Below are 16,413 nucleotides of genomic sequence, written 5' to 3'. Positions count from 1 at the left end.
CTAAGAACATCGGGAGCCGTGTACACGGAAACGGGTACGCACGGATCTAACTGAGAGGTGCGCGGGATAACACCCGCCATCGACTCAAACAAATCCCGTAACCATCAAGAGAGCCTTACGCTCTCCAGTCTGTAGAGTAGCTGGCATCTTGACTAGCAACTGTAGCAATTGGGATTTGATACTCATACATAATAGAACCTTAGATACTTGTAGGATTTCTCTAAAGCGAGGTATTCCTTGCTGCCTTAAGCAAGTTTACAAGCTCTAAGGGTAAATCGGCTAATATGCTCTCTATCTGTATCCCCTCGTTTCTAAAGTAATGCTGGTGAGTTGTTGGTTCAGGGATATTACCTCCAGCATGGTGCAGAGCAACAATCTGCCAACCATCATTAAAAACTGGAGAACCAGAGGAGCCTTGTAAAGTAGAGGTTATATACTGCACTATATTACCGCCCACGTATTGAACAAAATTATTTTGAAGCGAAATCTGCTTTGGTTGTCCTAATGGGTGCTGAATTATATTAACTCGGCTACCAATACTAATCGCTTTAGATGTGAGTGGCAACCAACCCCATTTTTTTCCAGGTTCTCCTCCGAGTTGAACTAAAGTGTAATCAAGAGCTTGGTTAGTATGAAAAGCTCCATTAGGTTTAGGACGATACTCATCAGTTTGTTGAGCTTCTCCCTGAAAATTCTCTTCGTAGTTAAAACGAAAAATTGTATCTGCCAGTAGATTTGAGCTAGGTAGAACATGATTATTAGTCAACAATAAATCATGAGCCACAAGAAATCCTGTTCCTGACCAGCGTTCTTGGCTAGTTCTTACCCCAATATAGGCAACTGACCGCGCTACCTGAAGTCCCTGCTGTAAAAATGAAATTGGGCGTAGACTATTCTCACCAATTATTTTCTCTAATACATCTGAAGTCGTTTTCCCCCCTCGCCACTCATTGATAGCAGGTAATCTTGCGATCGGAGTCATCATGTCATACTTAGTTAGCAGCATATCCAAAAACTCTTGCTGCTGAACTCCCATAAGGCTTTTCAAAGTATTCAATAACAGCCCCAGCGCCTCATGGTCATAGGTTAAACGCCCATAATTAGATAGATAGCTAACAATATCACTAACTGCCACAAATGAAGCACCCGAAAGATTGATCATGGGTATTAACTGTTTCAAACCTGCTAGCTCCAAAATTTGCTGACGCGATCGCTCTGTAGCCAGTTCTGGTAAATCTTTTAGGAGAGTTATTAATTGTTTGCGATCTTCAGCTTCTAGGTTGACCATATTTTTAGTCTTCGAGTGAAGTTGGTACTATCAAAAAGATGACGAACAATTCTAGTACTAATGGAATGCTTAAAGTTAGATGCCCTTAACATTTTTTGCAATATAACTATTTTTACAACACATGCTTTTGCTAAACTAGAACATTTTTCTGACCATATACCGCATGGTCATATTTACAGACTTGGATTGAGCCGCTGACGATGAAATAAATTTTTGCGTACTAATATTTAATAATTAAGTAATTTTAATAACATTTTTTCTACTACCAATAAAACTCTGAGTCAAGCAAATCCAACGCTTTTTGGCATTGTGGACGAACGATCACGTCTAGATGAGATGGACTATTCCACTTTTTCGCGTTCCTCACACCTGGAACTTGTAACAATCGACTTGCTTTTTAAATTTGGATGTGATAATTTCTGCTTGTAGTTTATTCAACGAATATCCGACCGATTTACCGTGTTTGTATAAAAAATACTATAGCTAAGAGACTTCCCAATAAAAAATATCCAACTATTGATTGTAAGACCACCCTACAAAATTGGATGATTTATTCCTTGAAAATCCCTAATTAGCGGTAAAGACGAGAGTGCTGGAGTTGACCTCTAGACTCTCATTCTTATCTTTTCTTTAATAAAAGGAGTAATAAAAAAGTTGTTGAATCAATTCAAAAAGTTCTTGTTTTTATTGCTACAACCCTCAGTCAAGTCCTTTAGTGCCTTATTGGTTGTTAGTTCCTGGCTAGGTTTGGTAATTTCTGGCTGCGCTCCAAGTAACTCTGCAAATACTAACACTGCCCAAAATGTCAGTAACCAAACTCAAGAGAAAACCAGTTTGATTCGCCTGGGATACCAAAAGGGAGGTGTGGTACCAATTGCCCGTCAACGAGGAGAGTTAGAGAAAAGGCTTGCGGCTGAAAATATCAAAGCTGAATGGGCTGGCCCCTTTGACCGATGTGCTACCTTACTCCAAGCAATTAGTGCTAATCAAGCCGATATAGGTGGGTGCGGGGACATTCCTGGGTTGTCAGCGATCGCTGCCGGTCAGGAGCTTTGCATTGGGGCTGTCCAGCGTCCCAGACCTGAATCATTGGCCAGTGCGATCGTAGTCCGTGGCGACTCTTCTATCCGTAAGCCTGCTGGCCTAGTAGGTAAAAAAGTTGCTGTCAATCAGGCTGGCGCAGGTGAGTACCTGTTATTAAAAGTATTGCAAAAAGAGAACATTTCTAAAGATAAAGTTCAGCGTGTTTTCTTAGCTCCAACTGATGCTGCACCTGCCCTCTACCAAGGAACTGTGGACGCTTGGGCAGTTTGGGACCCCTATATCTCAATTGCCGAATTAGAGCATGGTGCTAGGAGAATCACCACAACCCATCCAGCTCCCACCTACAGTGTAATGCTTGTGCGTAATGAGACTGCGGTTAAATCTCCAAAGGCGGTAAAAGCAGCTTTCAGGGGTTTAAGCAAGGAATACGATTGGTTGAATGTAAATACGGCGAAATCAGCAGAATTTCTAGTCAAGGACATCAAAATATCCCCAGCCGTAGCCAAGCGGGTAACTGAGAATCAAGGGCCACAGCTACTTGCCACACCTAATGCTGATGATGTTACCAAAATTCAGAAGACTGCTGACTGGATGCTGGAGCAAAAGATTCTACCGAAAAGGGTAGATGTTGCTGCAACTATCTGCCCCACGGCTAAGTAGGAGTAGGGAAGCAGGGGGACAAGGCGAACAACCATGCCCAATGCCCAAATAAAGTTTGTAATTTTTGAGGTGATGCACTACTATGCCGATTGAATTTATTGGGATGATTGGAACGCGACAAATATCTGAGTTAGATGGGCCGACAATTTCGATCACGGGCGGTTCGATAGATTCTGCCTATGTCCGCAAGTTTGCTAAGGCACATGAGGATGGTGGCTTTGATCGGGTACTAGTTGGTTATGGTTCAACTGGCCCCGATGGCTTAACTGTGGCTTCGTTCGCAGCGGCTGCAACAGAACGGTTGAAGTTTTTAATCGCCCACCGCCCTGGTTTCGTGGCTCCTACACTCTTTGCACGCAAGACAGCAACTTTAGATCATTTTACTAATGGTCGCATTGCGGTACACATTATTACAGGTGGCAGCGATGCTGAACAGCAACGCGATGGTGATTGGCTTGACCACGATACTCGCTATCGCCGTACAGATGAGTACCTCGACATCGTGCGCCGAGTGTGGACGAGTGATACTCCCTTCGACTATGAGGGCGAATTCTACCGGGTGAAAGATGCTTACTCAGATGTGAAGCCTTTACAAGAACCCCACATACCCCTGTACTTTGGCGGTGCTTCTGGTGCAGCAGTACCTGTGGGTGCAAAGCATAGTGATGTCTACGCCATGTGGGGAGAACCGATTGCGGCAGTTAAGGAACGGATACGTGAAGTAAAAGCCGTAAGACCACCAGGGCGATCGCCAGGGTTTAGTGTATCCTTGCGACCGATTCTAGGTGATACTGAGGAGAAGGCTTGGGAACGGGCGCATTCAATTCTATCGCGTGTTAAGGAAATTCGGGCTGCAAAAACAGAAAATCAGCTACCAATAACTCCCTACTTTAATTTAGTACCACCGCAAGCAGTGGGTTCTAATCGTTTGTTACAGTTTGCCCAAGAAAGCGAAATTTTCGATAAGCGCTTGTGGACGCCAATTGCTGCCGTTACTGGTGCTTATGGTAATACTACAGCCCTGGTTGGGACACCGGAGCAAGTAGCAGAGTCCCTTGTGGATTACTATGAGGCGGGGGTAACTACTCTATTGATTCGGGGATTTGATCCATTAGAAGATGCGATCGCTTATGGTCGTGATGTGATTCCCCTAGTCCGGGCAGAAGTGCAACGGCGGGAGCGACAAGCAACTGTTGTTGCTTAGGGACTTTCAAATAAAAAAATATTCAACTACTTCTTGTGGGATAGTCAGAAAAGTCGCCTGTAGCCAAAGGCGCTCATGTTAGCTACTCTACAAGATTGAATAATTTATTTGTTGGAAATCCCTTAGCTCAAGATTGGATGATTGATTTTTTGATAGTCCCTTAACAACTTTACTCGTAAGGAATATCATTCATGACCAAAGTATTGATTCTCGATGCCAATCAACAACCGTTATATCCAGTACGCATCAGCCGTGCTAGGCTGCTATTGTCACAAGGTAAAGCTACCGTATTCCAGCGATATCCCTTTACTATCATTCTGAAGGAGTCTCTTTCTCGTCTAAAACTTGAGCAACTTGGTTTCAAGCTTCACCCTGGCATTAAAATAATTCGTAATTGAATTCTTAACTACGAATTATTTTAATGCCATGTGCAACTTTCCTCTCAAACCTAACCCCCAACCTCAACCCTTGTAGCGTTGGGGAGAAAGAATCAAAGCCTCTGACGCCACGTGCTTGAAGTCGGTAAAGCCGCCCAACGCAGTGGCTCCTCCATTTCGGGGAGAGGAATGGAAGTGGGGTTTTAACAATAAGTCGCACATAGCGTGAATTACGAATTAGTAAATGTTAGTTGCCTCCCAAACCGAGGAATATAAATGACGAACCACATCATCTTAGAACCATTACCAGAAGACGAATGGTTTATTGAAAGCCAGGAACTACGATCCTTTGTAGCAACAGTGCGTGAAATTAGCGCTAGCACTGCTGACGATCGCACCCAAACTCTAGCTAGATTAGAATCCTATTTTCAAGAACTGCTTGCCCAACAGGAATGGCTCCCGGAAAAGTTTGCTCAAATCAATCCCGAAAGCAAAATGGGCGGCGGTATTGGTCAGTGGCTACTTTATCGCGCCAAAGACCGTTCCCTCTCAGTCTTCAGCTTGGTGATTCCCCCAGGTTCAACGACTCCCGTCCACGACCATTTGGCTTGGGGATTGATTGGTTTATACAAAGGTAATCAAGAAGAAACAGTTTATCGCCGTGTAGATAACGGCGATGCTGAAGGACACGCACAATTACAAGTAACTGAAGTGCGATCGCTTCAACCAGGGGATATCTACTGCCTCTTACCTCCAGATGGTGATATCCACGCCGTCAAAACCACATCCCAGAGCGCATCTGTATCTATCCATCTTCTGGGTAATGATACTGGCTGCATCTTGCGTCACCAGTTCATCCCAGAATCTCATAGCGTCAAATCTTTTCGCTCTGGATATTCCAACGCTCCCTGTAAAGAGGAAGAGGAAAAAGAACATGCCCAAGTCCGATAGACCACAACCCCCCGTATTCGAGCGAGTTGAAGACGAACGCCTGCACCGTAAGCAACGTCTCGCCGCTGCCTTTCGCCTGTTTGGTAAGTTTGGGTTCAGCGAGGGAATCGCTGGCCATATTACGGCTCGTGATCCGGAGTTTACAGACCATTTCTGGGTCAATCCATTCGGGACATACTTTGGTCATATCCGAGTTTCTGACCTGATCTTGGTTAACAGAGAAGGTGAGGTGGTTAAAGGCGATGCTGAGGTGAATCAAGCTGCTTTTGCCATCCATTCTCAGCTTCATGAAGCTCGACCTGATGTGATCGCGGCGGCTCACGCCCATTCACTTTATGGTAAAGCCTGGTCTAGTTTAGGTCGTCTTCTTGACCCTTTGACACAAGATTCCTGTGCTTTTTACGAAGACCATGCACTATTTGACGATTTTACAGGTGTTGTTTTAGAAACTTCTGAAGGTCAGCGACTGGCGCAAACTTTGGGGCCAAAGAAAGCCATAATCCTACGTAACCACAGCATTTTAACTGTGGGACATACGGTAGATGAAGCTGCCTTTTGGTACATTAGCTTAGAGCGATCATGCCAAGCCCAACTACTGGCAGAAGCTGCCGGTAGACCCACTACTATCAAACACGAAACAGCCCGATTAACGCAAACTCAAGTGGGGTCACATATAAGTGGGTGGTTCAGCTTCCAGCCACTTTACGACAGGATTATCCGTGAAGAACCTGATTTACTGAATTAAGGCTGTGTATTTTAACACTAAAGTAATAGGCAGGGAAGTATCAATTTACTTTACTTCCCGCTATTTTTATATCAATTTAACCTAAATTTATTTATATACTCCGGTAAACCTATAAATTTATAGTATAAATATAGTTCAGAGAAATCATTTTGATGATTCACCTAATCTTTCGCCGCTTAATTACCAAGTGGATATCGTTGATAAAAATCAGGAATATCCCATTTAACAACCAACATAAATTATTCTTTTCTTCTCCTTTGCCAATTGCGGGGGCTTTTGTTACAGGTCTTTGTATGAGCGTGCTATTTGCCGCCTGCTCATCGACACCTACTGTTAATTCCCCTAATCCCAGTGCCACATCTGTTAGCAATTCGGCTTCGAGTAAAGCAACAGTGGTAAGATTTGGCTATCAAAAATCGACTATTTTACTTAGAACTAAAGGTGTTTTAGAAAAGCGTTTGGCACCAGAAGGGATCACTGTAAAGTGGACTGAATTTCAAGCAGGTCCCCAACTCCTAGAAGCCATGAATGTGGGTAGTATTGACATCGGTCTTGTAGGAGAATCACCGCCAATATTTGCCCAAGCAGCTGGAGCATCACTAACTTATGTTGTTGGTACTGCGGCTACCCCGGCTAGTTCAGCAATTCTTGTTCCTCAAAATTCACAAATTCAAAAACTTACTGACCTCAAAGGTAAAAAAGTTGCCTTTCAAAAAGGCTCTAGCGCTCACTTATTGTTAGTCCAAGCTTTAGAAAAAGCGGGATTTAAATATACTGACATTGAACCTAAATATTTAGCACCAGCTGATGCCCGCGCTGCATTTGTCAAGGGTAGTGTTGATGCCTGGGTGATTTGGGACCCCTTCTATGCAGCGGCTCAAGAGGCAACTAAAGCCAGAGTTTTAATTGATGGCACAGGAATCAATAAACAGGGAGGATATTATTTGATGACTCGCAAATTTGTCACTGAAAATCCGCAAACTGTCAAGGCAATAGTGCAGGAAATTCAAAATCTAGAAGATTGGTCTAAACAGAATCGAGAAGAGGTAGCAAAAACTCTAGCACCTGTGCTAGGAATTGATGTAGAAACGATGAAAAAAGCAACTAACAGACGCACTTTTGGTGTTGTCCCAATTGATGACAATTTAATTAATCTCCAACAAGGTGTTGCGGATACATATTATAAATTGAAGTTAATTCCCAAAAAGGTAAATGTCAAGGATGCAATGTTGACAAAAGAAGAATATGCTGCCTTTTCACCAAAAACTTAAACTAGTACAATGAGTAGGCTATAGGGGCATACATCTGTGTGCCCCTACAAATGCCTAGTTCCTAGTGCCTCGTTCCTAGTCTCCGACTAGGAATGCCCTCTGTAAGGTTCTGCCTCGTATTCAAGTGGCAGCAGCCCAATAAAGAGCATTTTCTTTTTGGTACCTGGAAACAAGATTTTAAACCTTAAATTGACATTAATGACATCTGTAAGCTCCTAAAGTCTTTTATTCAACTGACAATTTTTGAAATGTAAATCTTGAAATTGATTATGACTAATCCTACAGAACTACTGCGATCGCGCTACGGTGAAATCCCCTTCAATCCCAAAATTGAATGGAATGATTTCCTGACAGCACTACTATCTCACCGTTCAATCCGGTCTTATCTATCTGATCCTCTACCATCAGGAACTCTGGAGTTGCTAATTGCAGCTGCTCAATCTGCATCAACTTCCTCTAATTTGCAAACCTGGAGTGTGGTATCAGTCGAAGATCAACAGCGCAAAGAGGAATTATCCCAGCTAGCGGGAAACCAAGCACATATTAAGCAGGTTCCTTTATTCTTGGTTTGGTTAGCAGACTTGGCGCGTCTAAGTTACGTAGCCGATAGTCGCGGCATATCTCATGATGCGCTGGAATACTTGGAAATGTTTGTGATGGCAACAATCGATGCAACTTTGGCAGCGCAAAACGCAGCAGTAGCAGCTGAGTCACTCGGTTTGGGAACAGTATATATCGGCGGAATTCGGAACCATCCCCAAGAGGTAGCAGAGATATTGAATTTGCCCTCCTCTGTATATGCTGTGTTTGGGCTGTGTGTAGGCTATCCGAATCCTGAGGTAGAAGCAGCGATTAAGCCAAGGTTGCCACAATCAGCAGTGCTACACCGTGAAACTTATAAATTGGCAGATCAAGAAGAAGCGATCGCTCACTATAACGATATCATCAAAGACTTTTATACTGAACAAAAGATGAATATCCCCGGTGATTGGTCAGAACACTCAGCCCAAAGGATCGCAACTGTCGAGTCATTGAAAGGACGCGATCGCTTGCGTGAAGTTCTCAATCACCTCGGCTTCAAGTTAGTGTAAACAACAACAATCAAGATTATGGATTTGCAACTCCGTGGCAAAGTCGCCTTAGTGACAGCTGCTAGTAAAGGTTTGGGCAAAGCTACAGCAAGGCAATTTGCCCGTGAGGGTGCAAAAATTGCCATCTGCGCCCGCAGTGAGTTAATTGACAAAACAGCTGCGGAGATTGAAAGCGAAACAGGTACAGAAGTGCTATCTCTGCGTGCAGACGTTACCAGTCAAGCAGATATTGAGCTAGTGATTAATGCCACAGTAGAGAAATTCGGCGGGTTGGATATCCTGGTTACCAACGCCGGAGGTCCACCCGCTGGCACTTTTGACGATATCGATTTGGCAACTTGGGAAACTTCGATCAACTTGACTTTGCTGAGTGCGGTACGCTTGGTGAAGTATGCTTTACCTCACTTACGCCAATCTACAGCACCAGCGATTCTGACCATCACCTCAACCTCAACTAAACAACCAGCCCAAAATCTGGTGTTGTCTAATTCGATTCGATTAGCGGTGATTGGTTTAACGAAAACTCTCAGCCAAGAACTTGGTAGCGATAAAATTCGCGTCAACAGCATCTTACCAGGCTGGACATATACAGAACGTGTAGAAGAATTAATCAACGCCCGCATCGCTAAAAGTGGTGAAACAAAAGCAGCAGAAATTGCTAGAGTCAATGGGACAGTTCCTTTAGGTCGTATAGGGACACCAGAAGAGTTTGCTAATGTCGCGGTGTTTCTGAGTTCACCAGCCGCCTCATTTGTAAATGGAGTCATGCTGCAAGTAGATGGCGGAATTATTCAAGGAACATTTTGAGCAGTTTGACAACAGAACCAGACCATTGAAAAAATTTTTCTGCCCGTATCAGCAGCAAATTGGTCAATCTTTTCCAAAGAGTCAAAAAATTCGACATCTACTAAAATCGGTTTTCCGATAAATCGAGATGATTTGAATGGTTATAGCCCAATACGGTTCACTTAAGAAAATTGTAGGTTGGGTAGAACGAAGTGAAACCGAACAAAGTCACGGAAGTTTTGGGTTTCGTTCCTTAAACGCCACTTGCTTCAAGTCGGGAAACCCGCCCAACGCAGTGGCTCCCCAACCTACGCAGAAGTTGAGTTTTAGGCTTAACTGAACTGTATTGGGTTATAGCCTAGTTACCATAATTTTCTCTATCTGGTGATGCACTAATTAATCAGTAATTTAAGCAATGATTCGCGTCAGTCTAATGAACTAACGATAATTTTAATAACTCTATACCTATGACGCAAGCCTTGGGCACAAAAAAGCCATAATCCCATGTAACCAAGGCTTTTGACCGTGGAATATGCCTTTTGGCATATTAGCTCAGAGCGATCGCGCCAAGCAAAAATACTGGCAAAAGCTGTGGGTAGAACTAATGCTATCAAATACTCAAAGCAAGGAAACAGTACCTCTTTTCGGATTTCTAAATGAATCTTAACAACTTATTAAAATTCAAATTTTTTGTAGATACTCAGGTGGAACATGATCCACTAACCAAACACCATTAGCAGAACAATAGAAAATGTAACCCGCCTGATGCATTGCCGCAGCATATACAACAAAAACTACTGCTTTTCCATGTCTTGTACCAACAGTTTGTGCTGTTGCAATATCCTTCGATAAATGGACATGATGTCGTAACATTTTGCAAAGTCCTGTTTGCATAATAGCCTTTACAGATTTGTGTCCCGTCCCGTGATAAAGCTCATCTGGGGGAACAACAGATTCTAATTGTAAATCGACTTTTATACTATGTCCTTGGTTCGCACGAATCAGAGTCCCTGTAGAATCAAAAGAAAACCGTTGTTTATCGTTGGATTCAACTACCGCTTCTAATTCCTGACGGTTAATCGGAAACTTGTTTTTAGCACAAGCAGTAAGTAGTTCATCAACAGCAACCCAACCAGCAGGAGCAAGTTTAATTCCAATTGCATCCGGTGTATGTCGCAGATATTTACTGAGATATTTGCTGATTTTGACGAGGCGAGAATCACTCATTTGATTGTGTTTGTCATCTATATACTACAATTATAGCTGTTTATGTAACATAAAATTTCATTGATGGTTTGACTGTGTGGCAATTGCCAGAATTTGTTTTCCCATCATGGCTAATGCCACTCCAATCATCACAATAAGTGTCACGTTCCCACCAGGAACGAGTGATTGATTTATGCTATTTGAGTTTTCTTGTTCTTGACGTTGCTTCCAACTCATTAACGCTGGAATAATTCCACCGAGAACTGAGATACTAAATGTTCCAGTATAATCTAGGGCAGTAAAAAAGATGGTGGGATTGAGTGTTCCCAGAGTCATAGGAGGGAAAAGAACCAGCGAATAGAGGGATAGGCGACTAGAAAGTTTGCCCTGTGTAATTAGGAAAATATCTTTGAACACATCTAGCAACCCGTATACAAATCCAATGAATGATGTAACGATCGCAAACTCTGAAAAAATGGATGTTAGCACTCCTAACCATTCCCCCACACCACCTGTTCGGAGAATTTGCAACGGATCAAAAACAGTTCTACCATCAGATGTGTCATGTAGGATATCAGGACTGACGCTTCCTAAAATTACGGCATTCCACGCCAAGAACATAATTAAAGGAATCACAGAACCAATAAAGATGGACTGACGAATTTTGTGGGCATCCCCTTCGAGTTGCGTCACAACCAGCGGCACAACGTTTTGGAAAAATAGCGCCACAGACATTACTGAAATGGCACTACCAAGGGCACTCCAATTCTGAAATAATAATTGGGCACTCTGAATGTGCCCTCCTACCAGAAACAATAGTCCCAAAAAGGAAACAATAACAATTCCGACAAAGGCGCTATTTAATTTCTCAATAAACTTTTCTCGCCCAAGATACATAATGCCACCAAATAAGAGCGTGAAAATCGTTATACCCACCCACTTCGGCAATATCTGCACACCCCAGACTTTTGCCGCCGCAGATCCTAAAATCTCTCCACCTTCAGTGATGTATGCCACCAAAAGAGCATAGTGCATGAATAAATATGCGCCGCCAGCAATTCGCCCTCCCAGCTTACCAAGGATCTTCTCAACAACTCCCAAAAAACCTATACTCGGACACCCTTCTGTTCGCATCGTGTTTAAGATCACTTCTGCAACCAATAACCCTGAAACTAGAGCGTAGAGCCAAACAGCAATCAGCCCAGATGTGGATGGCACAACACCAGACGGCAGGGTAACAGCTGGTAAGGCAAGAATCCCAGCCCCAATGGTGGTTCCCGCAATCAATGCAGTACTCCCCAATACGCTACCCGGTTGATGATTGAGTTTCTTTCCATCAAATTCGAGATGAGAAAACAACCGAGTGATTTGCTCTGAATCTTTGAGAACAGTCTCTATGGCAACCATACTGAATATCTGTACTTAAACAAAATTAATAATACTAACATATGTAAATATTATTCGCAAAAACCCTGATGTTCCTGCTTTTTTAACCAAATTTTTGTGGTAAGTAAGCGTAGGCGTAGCCCGTCGTAGACATCGCTACTTGATCATCAACACAACTTTTAGACTAGAAATGTCACTTGTAGCACTTGATTAAGTTTTACTTTGGGCAAATGCATCCGTGCGATCGCGCCCTCTTCCCCAATGCTGTAGCCAATCGCCCCAAACCATCTAACCCCCCAAGAACATCGAAAGCCTTATTGACATTGGCTATTGGATTGACACTGGTAGCGTTGGTGGTAAACCTTGTGCCAAGATTCGCTGTCTGAGTAATTTGTTAGAAAAGCCAGTGTAAAGGGAACACTTCAAACAAGACCCTCTGCTGAAGAATTTGATTGTGATTTATTTAACAGATTATCGGGTTCTAATAAGGACAAATTAAAACTCCTTTGACACAATAGTACAGAAACACAGAGGTATCTAATATTCTCATATCTCTGTACATATGAATGAAAAAATCTAGTGTAAAAATAGCATAGTAAATTACCCAAGACCCTATGAACACCAACAACCCTTTGCAGATAATGCAAACAAGTTTCCATACGGCTTTAGGGGCTGTTAGTGAATTTACTGCCCTACTTCAAGAACCCCAAAAACTCACAAATTACCTTACCCAAATACAACAAAAACCAGATCAATTGTTCCAAGATTTAGCGGTAAAAGGCAAAAATATGGAACAAGATATGAGTAGTTTTTTCAAAAATTACTTTTACGGAGGTGGTAACAAATCACTATACCCCAAATATATAGAACGAGCAGATGGACAAGCGTTTAATCAACCCTACGAAATCAAAGGGACAAAAATGTATGCCTTTGCCGTTGAAGGTTCAATGGCGAAGTTGCAAGAAGTGTGTGATAAATATCTCAATGATCCTAATAACGGAGAGATTGAATATCGCCCAGCGATGAACTATCTCATCTTGACGTTCAACAAGATAGATTCTTTAACTTCTATCTATCCACCCGACTATGACAAAGGAACTGTGCATGAAGAAGAAGCTATCTTTTGGATGTTAACAGTAGTAGGTAAAAGAGTCGGGCCTTTATTCATTGCCGAACGCCTAGCTTGGTTCATGCCTTACTTGTACGTGAATAATTCTCCCATTCTAATTTCTGGTAGAGAAGTCTACGGCTTCTTTAAACAACTTGGCACATTTCAGATTCCTGACTTAAATCAAGAACCGGATTTATTAACCGTAGATACCTTAGTATTTAAAGAATTTTCTCCTACAAGTCAATCTCTAGATGCGCGCCTGCTGGAAGTTCAACGCATTAGTACAGGAGATAAACATCAAACTATCAAAACATGGGACACTTTTGAAGAAGCAGTAAGAGCGATCGCTAGCTTATTATTTAACAATGACGAGATTGGCATTCCTGGCTTACAGTTGCCCTTTAATCTCCTCGAATATCTCCTAAACAGAGTCGTCCCTCTCGTTACCCTCAAACAAATCCGCGACGTAGAAAACAGCAAAAAAGCCTGCTATCAAGCACTGATTGAATCCCCCATGCAACTACAAACCTTCTATGGCGGTAAACTCTTTTGCTTTAATGGTTTTGGCGATCAATTTCAATTAAAAATCAATAATTTCGCTAGTCAACCAGTCGTCCAAGACTTAGGACTAGATAAAGGTTATTCCGCAGGTAGTGAATCAGTAAATATTCCAGTAAAGCTTGGTTTTGTGCTGCATTTCGACTTCACCCTCAAAGATGGGAAAACGGTTTGGCAAGCACCACATAAAAAGTAGTGAGTGCTGTTAGCAGATAGCTATAGTTTGGCCCGTACTGATTAAATTATCTCCTCTGTCTTCTGCTTCCTTCTTCACCCTTATCACCTAAACAAAAACAAACATGTCTGAAATTTTTAAGCCAAAAAAGATCGCTATCTTAGGCGGTGGAATAGCATCATTAACCACCGCTTATGAATTAACCAGTCAACCAGGGTGGGATAGTCTCTACGACATTACTATTTATCAAACAGGTTGGCGTTTAGGTGGTAAATGTGCAACTGGACGCAATATCAAACCCCATGCACCTGATTATCAACCAGACTACCGCATCGAAGAACATGGACTGCACATTTTTTTTGGATTCTACGAAAATGCCTTTCGTCTACTCAAGCAATGCTATGATGAACTTGGTGGCAACGGGCCTTTCAACACCATAGAAGACGCATTCAAACCCCACAGTTTCATCGTCTTAGAAGAATACATCAATCAAAATTGGGTAACTCTGCCTTTTAACTTTCCTACCAATTCTCTAGTTCCTTGGGAAGGTGGCGGTATTTCTTCTCTTTGGGAATATATTTGCACCACCATCAAATTCGTCATTCAGACTTACGCAGAAATTGAGAATTACGACCAGTTCCATCTTTATAAAAGTTCCTCAGCATCTCTTGCTAAACAAATAGCATTAGGCAAAGAGGTAATGGAATTTTTATCAGATAGTAGTCTCTTGCAATTTCCTAGCCAATTGATTCAGTTATTTTTCCAAGAACCTAGTTTTTGGGGAAAATGGCTTAACAATATCAACCAATATATTGGCGATATCTTCCAAGACCTAGACTTGAATTCTGAAGGAATGTTCTTAAAACTTGCCTACAACCTAGCTCAATCACTGCCTGAAAATACCAAAATTCAAAGACGTGAACATCAGCAGTTAATTCTTAAGCTAATAGACCGTTTTAAAGAACATTTGATCCCTCAGATAGAATCTAAAAGTGGGCAAAATCCTGACATCTTTTGGCGTTTAACACTCATCGACCTGGCATTAGCAAATATCCGGGGCTTATTTGTAGATGAGGTAATTCATTTTCGTTCCCTAGACAGTTTAGATGAGTACAACTACACAGACTGGCTACAAAAACACGGAGCTAGGGAATCAAGTGTTAAATCAGCATTTATTCGCGTCTTATACGATTTAGTGTATGGTTTTCCAAAAGGCGATACCAATGAACCGCAACTAGCAGCAGGAACAGCTATCCGTATCCTCACCACTATGTTGTTCAAATACAATGGCGCAATCATGTGGAAAATGCAATCAGGGATGGCGGAGGTAGTCATCACTCCACTATATGAAGTACTAAAGCGTCGCGGTGTAAAATTTAAGTTTTTCCATGTTGCCAAGCAGTTGCACTTGGATAAAGATCAGCAATCAATTGCAAGTATCACTTTAGCTCGCCAAGTAAATTTAAAAAACCCAGAGCAAGAATATCAACCACTCATCAAAGTTAAAGACATTCGTTGCTGGCCTAATAAACCTCTTTATGATCAGATTGTCGATGAAGAAGCCCAAAAACTCCAAGACCAAGAAATTAACCTTGAATCATATTGGACACCTTGGCAGAATGTAGACAAAGTTACCCTCACCAAAGGTGATGATTTCGATATTGTCTTGCTGGGAATTCCTATAGCCGCCTTACCCTCTATTTGCGGCGAATTGCTCCATGCCAAAAAAAATCCAGTGCATCAAAAATGGCAGGATATGTTAATTCAAGTTAAGACAGTAACTACTCAAGGCGGACAAATATGGCTTAAGCCTACCTTACAGCAATTGGGATGGCAAAAATCTAGTCATGTGCTAGGAGCTTATATTGAACCACTTGATGTTTATGCAGATATGAGCGAGTTAGTAGTACGAGAAAATTGGCCTTCTGAGCATTATCCTTACAGTGTAGCTTACTTCACCGGCGTAATTGCAGATCCAGGTATTCCTCCCCACACAGAATATGATTTTCCAGCTAAAGCCCAAAAAATAGTAGAGCAACAAGCAATTAACTTCCTCAACAATTACATCGGACACCTTTGGGCTGATCCTACTCATCCCAAAAATCCTCAAGGTTTGAATTGGGATTTACTAGTAGATTTTCAAAACCGTCAGGGAGTAGAACGCTTTAAAGCTCAATACTGGCGAATCAACATTAACCCATCAGAACGCTATGTACTTTCTGTACCTGGAAGTACCAAGTATCGACTCAAAACTGATGAATCTGGGTTTGATAACCTTTATCTAACTGGTGACTGGATTAACAACGGTTATAATTCTGGTTGCGTGGAAGCTACGGTAATGTCTGCAATGCAAGCAACACGAGCTATTCTACACCAATGCTTCCATATAAGATACACAAAAAAAATTATTGGTGAGTGGGATTCTTGGTTATAAAGGTATATTCAAATTAATCAGGTACATTTTGATAAACTCAACAAAGTTTAGCATTATTTAGGTTTAAAAAACCTATATTCTTTGGTGGTTCTATGTATTTTTAAAGCTTATTCTCTACCAACTTCA

At 42.0% G+C, this 16,413-nt stretch carries 17 protein-coding genes; 13 read left to right on the top strand and 4 right to left on the bottom strand.

Features of this window, described 5'->3' with window-relative positions:
* Positions 1-220 precede the first annotated feature (220 nt).
* The gene (locus V7K21_RS27740) at positions 221-1,288 is read right to left on the bottom strand and encodes a trypsin-like peptidase domain-containing protein (RefSeq protein WP_335178925.1); all 1,068 of its coding nucleotides are present in this window, start codon (positions 1,286-1,288) and stop codon (positions 221-223) included.
* A gap of 654 nt (positions 1,289-1,942) precedes the next feature.
* On the opposite strand from V7K21_RS27740, the gene V7K21_RS27735 reads away from it, so the two are divergent.
* The 3 genes from V7K21_RS27735 (at position 1,943) to V7K21_RS27725 (ending at position 4,594) form a co-directional block, all read left to right on the top strand.
* Complete coding sequence (locus tag V7K21_RS27735) at positions 1,943-2,992, top strand: aliphatic sulfonate ABC transporter substrate-binding protein (RefSeq protein WP_335178923.1); 1,050 nt, start codon at positions 1,943-1,945, stop codon at positions 2,990-2,992.
* A gap of 82 nt (positions 2,993-3,074) precedes the next feature.
* Entirely contained in the window at positions 3,075-4,196 is a 1,122-nt protein-coding gene (locus tag V7K21_RS27730) for an LLM class flavin-dependent oxidoreductase (protein WP_335178921.1), read from the top strand.
* A gap of 191 nt (positions 4,197-4,387) precedes the next feature.
* Positions 4,388-4,594 carry an RRXRR domain-containing protein gene (locus V7K21_RS27725; protein ID WP_298917099.1) on the top strand — a complete coding sequence of 69 codons (207 nt, stop codon included), beginning with the start codon at positions 4,388-4,390 and terminating at the stop codon, positions 4,592-4,594.
* A gap of 63 nt (positions 4,595-4,657) precedes the next feature.
* Here the strand turns inward: V7K21_RS27725 and V7K21_RS27720 are convergent, their stop codons facing one another.
* Complete coding sequence (locus V7K21_RS27720) at positions 4,658-4,795, bottom strand: hypothetical protein (RefSeq protein ID WP_335178919.1); 138 nt, start codon at positions 4,793-4,795, stop codon at positions 4,658-4,660.
* A 54-nt stretch (positions 4,796-4,849) separates the two neighbouring features.
* On the opposite strand from V7K21_RS27720, the gene V7K21_RS27715 reads away from it, so the two are divergent.
* From V7K21_RS27715 to V7K21_RS27685, 7 genes are all read left to right on the top strand, one after another.
* Positions 4,850-5,524 carry a cysteine dioxygenase family protein gene (locus V7K21_RS27715; RefSeq protein ID WP_335178917.1) on the top strand — a complete coding sequence of 225 codons (675 nt, stop codon included), beginning with the start codon at positions 4,850-4,852 and terminating at the stop codon, positions 5,522-5,524.
* Complete coding sequence (locus tag V7K21_RS27710) at positions 5,508-6,269, top strand: class II aldolase/adducin family protein (RefSeq protein WP_298917093.1); 762 nt, start codon at positions 5,508-5,510, stop codon at positions 6,267-6,269. Before V7K21_RS27715 ends, V7K21_RS27710 begins: the two co-directional genes overlap by 17 nt.
* Positions 6,270-6,421: 152 nt before the next feature.
* Positions 6,422-7,540: a sulfonate ABC transporter substrate-binding protein gene (locus V7K21_RS27705; RefSeq protein ID WP_442948933.1), complete on the top strand. Its 1,119-nt coding sequence runs from the start codon at positions 6,422-6,424 to the stop codon at positions 7,538-7,540.
* A 269-nt stretch (positions 7,541-7,809) separates the two neighbouring features.
* Complete coding sequence (locus tag V7K21_RS27700) at positions 7,810-8,631, top strand: NADPH-dependent oxidoreductase (protein WP_335178913.1); 822 nt, start codon at positions 7,810-7,812, stop codon at positions 8,629-8,631.
* Positions 8,632-8,649: 18 nt separating this feature from the next.
* Positions 8,650-9,438, top strand: coding sequence for an SDR family oxidoreductase (locus V7K21_RS27695; protein WP_335178911.1), 789 nt, complete (start codon positions 8,650-8,652; stop codon positions 9,436-9,438).
* Between the two features lie 136 nt (positions 9,439-9,574).
* Positions 9,575-9,757 (top strand): hypothetical protein, encoded by a 183-nt coding sequence (locus V7K21_RS27690; RefSeq protein ID WP_335178908.1) that lies wholly within the window; start codon positions 9,575-9,577, stop codon positions 9,755-9,757.
* 192 nt (positions 9,758-9,949) lie between these two features.
* Positions 9,950-10,084 carry a hypothetical protein gene (locus tag V7K21_RS27685; protein WP_335178906.1) on the top strand — a complete coding sequence of 45 codons (135 nt, stop codon included), beginning with the start codon at positions 9,950-9,952 and terminating at the stop codon, positions 10,082-10,084.
* Positions 10,085-10,098: 14 nt separating this feature from the next.
* Here the strand turns inward: V7K21_RS27685 and V7K21_RS27680 are convergent, their stop codons facing one another.
* Together V7K21_RS27680 and V7K21_RS27675 are read right to left on the bottom strand one after the other, a co-directional pair.
* Complete coding sequence (locus tag V7K21_RS27680) at positions 10,099-10,644, bottom strand: RNA 2'-phosphotransferase (protein WP_335178904.1); 546 nt, start codon at positions 10,642-10,644, stop codon at positions 10,099-10,101.
* Positions 10,645-10,701: 57 nt separating this feature from the next.
* The gene (locus tag V7K21_RS27675; protein ID WP_335178901.1) at positions 10,702-12,030 is read right to left on the bottom strand and encodes an amino acid permease; all 1,329 of its coding nucleotides are present in this window, start codon (positions 12,028-12,030) and stop codon (positions 10,702-10,704) included.
* Positions 12,031-12,215: 185 nt separating this feature from the next.
* On the opposite strand from V7K21_RS27675, the gene V7K21_RS27670 reads away from it, so the two are divergent.
* The 3 genes from V7K21_RS27670 (at position 12,216) to V7K21_RS27660 (ending at position 16,287) form a co-directional block, all read left to right on the top strand.
* Complete coding sequence (locus V7K21_RS27670; protein WP_335178899.1) at positions 12,216-12,395, top strand: hypothetical protein; 180 nt, start codon at positions 12,216-12,218, stop codon at positions 12,393-12,395.
* Positions 12,396-12,623: 228 nt separating this feature from the next.
* Positions 12,624-13,874, top strand: a complete 1,251-nt coding sequence (locus tag V7K21_RS27665; protein WP_335178897.1) for a hypothetical protein — start codon at positions 12,624-12,626, stop codon at positions 13,872-13,874.
* A gap of 103 nt (positions 13,875-13,977) precedes the next feature.
* Entirely contained in the window at positions 13,978-16,287 is a 2,310-nt protein-coding gene (locus tag V7K21_RS27660; protein ID WP_335178895.1) for an NAD(P)-binding protein, read from the top strand.
* The last annotated feature ends 126 nt before the right edge of the window (positions 16,288-16,413 follow it).

The sequence above is a fragment of the Nostoc sp. genome (genome assembly GCF_036919595.1).
Lineage (GTDB): Bacteria > Cyanobacteriota > Cyanobacteriia > Cyanobacteriales > Nostocaceae > Nostoc.
Note: the sequence above shows the minus strand (reverse complement) of the source record. Positions and strands in the feature narration are given on the sequence as shown.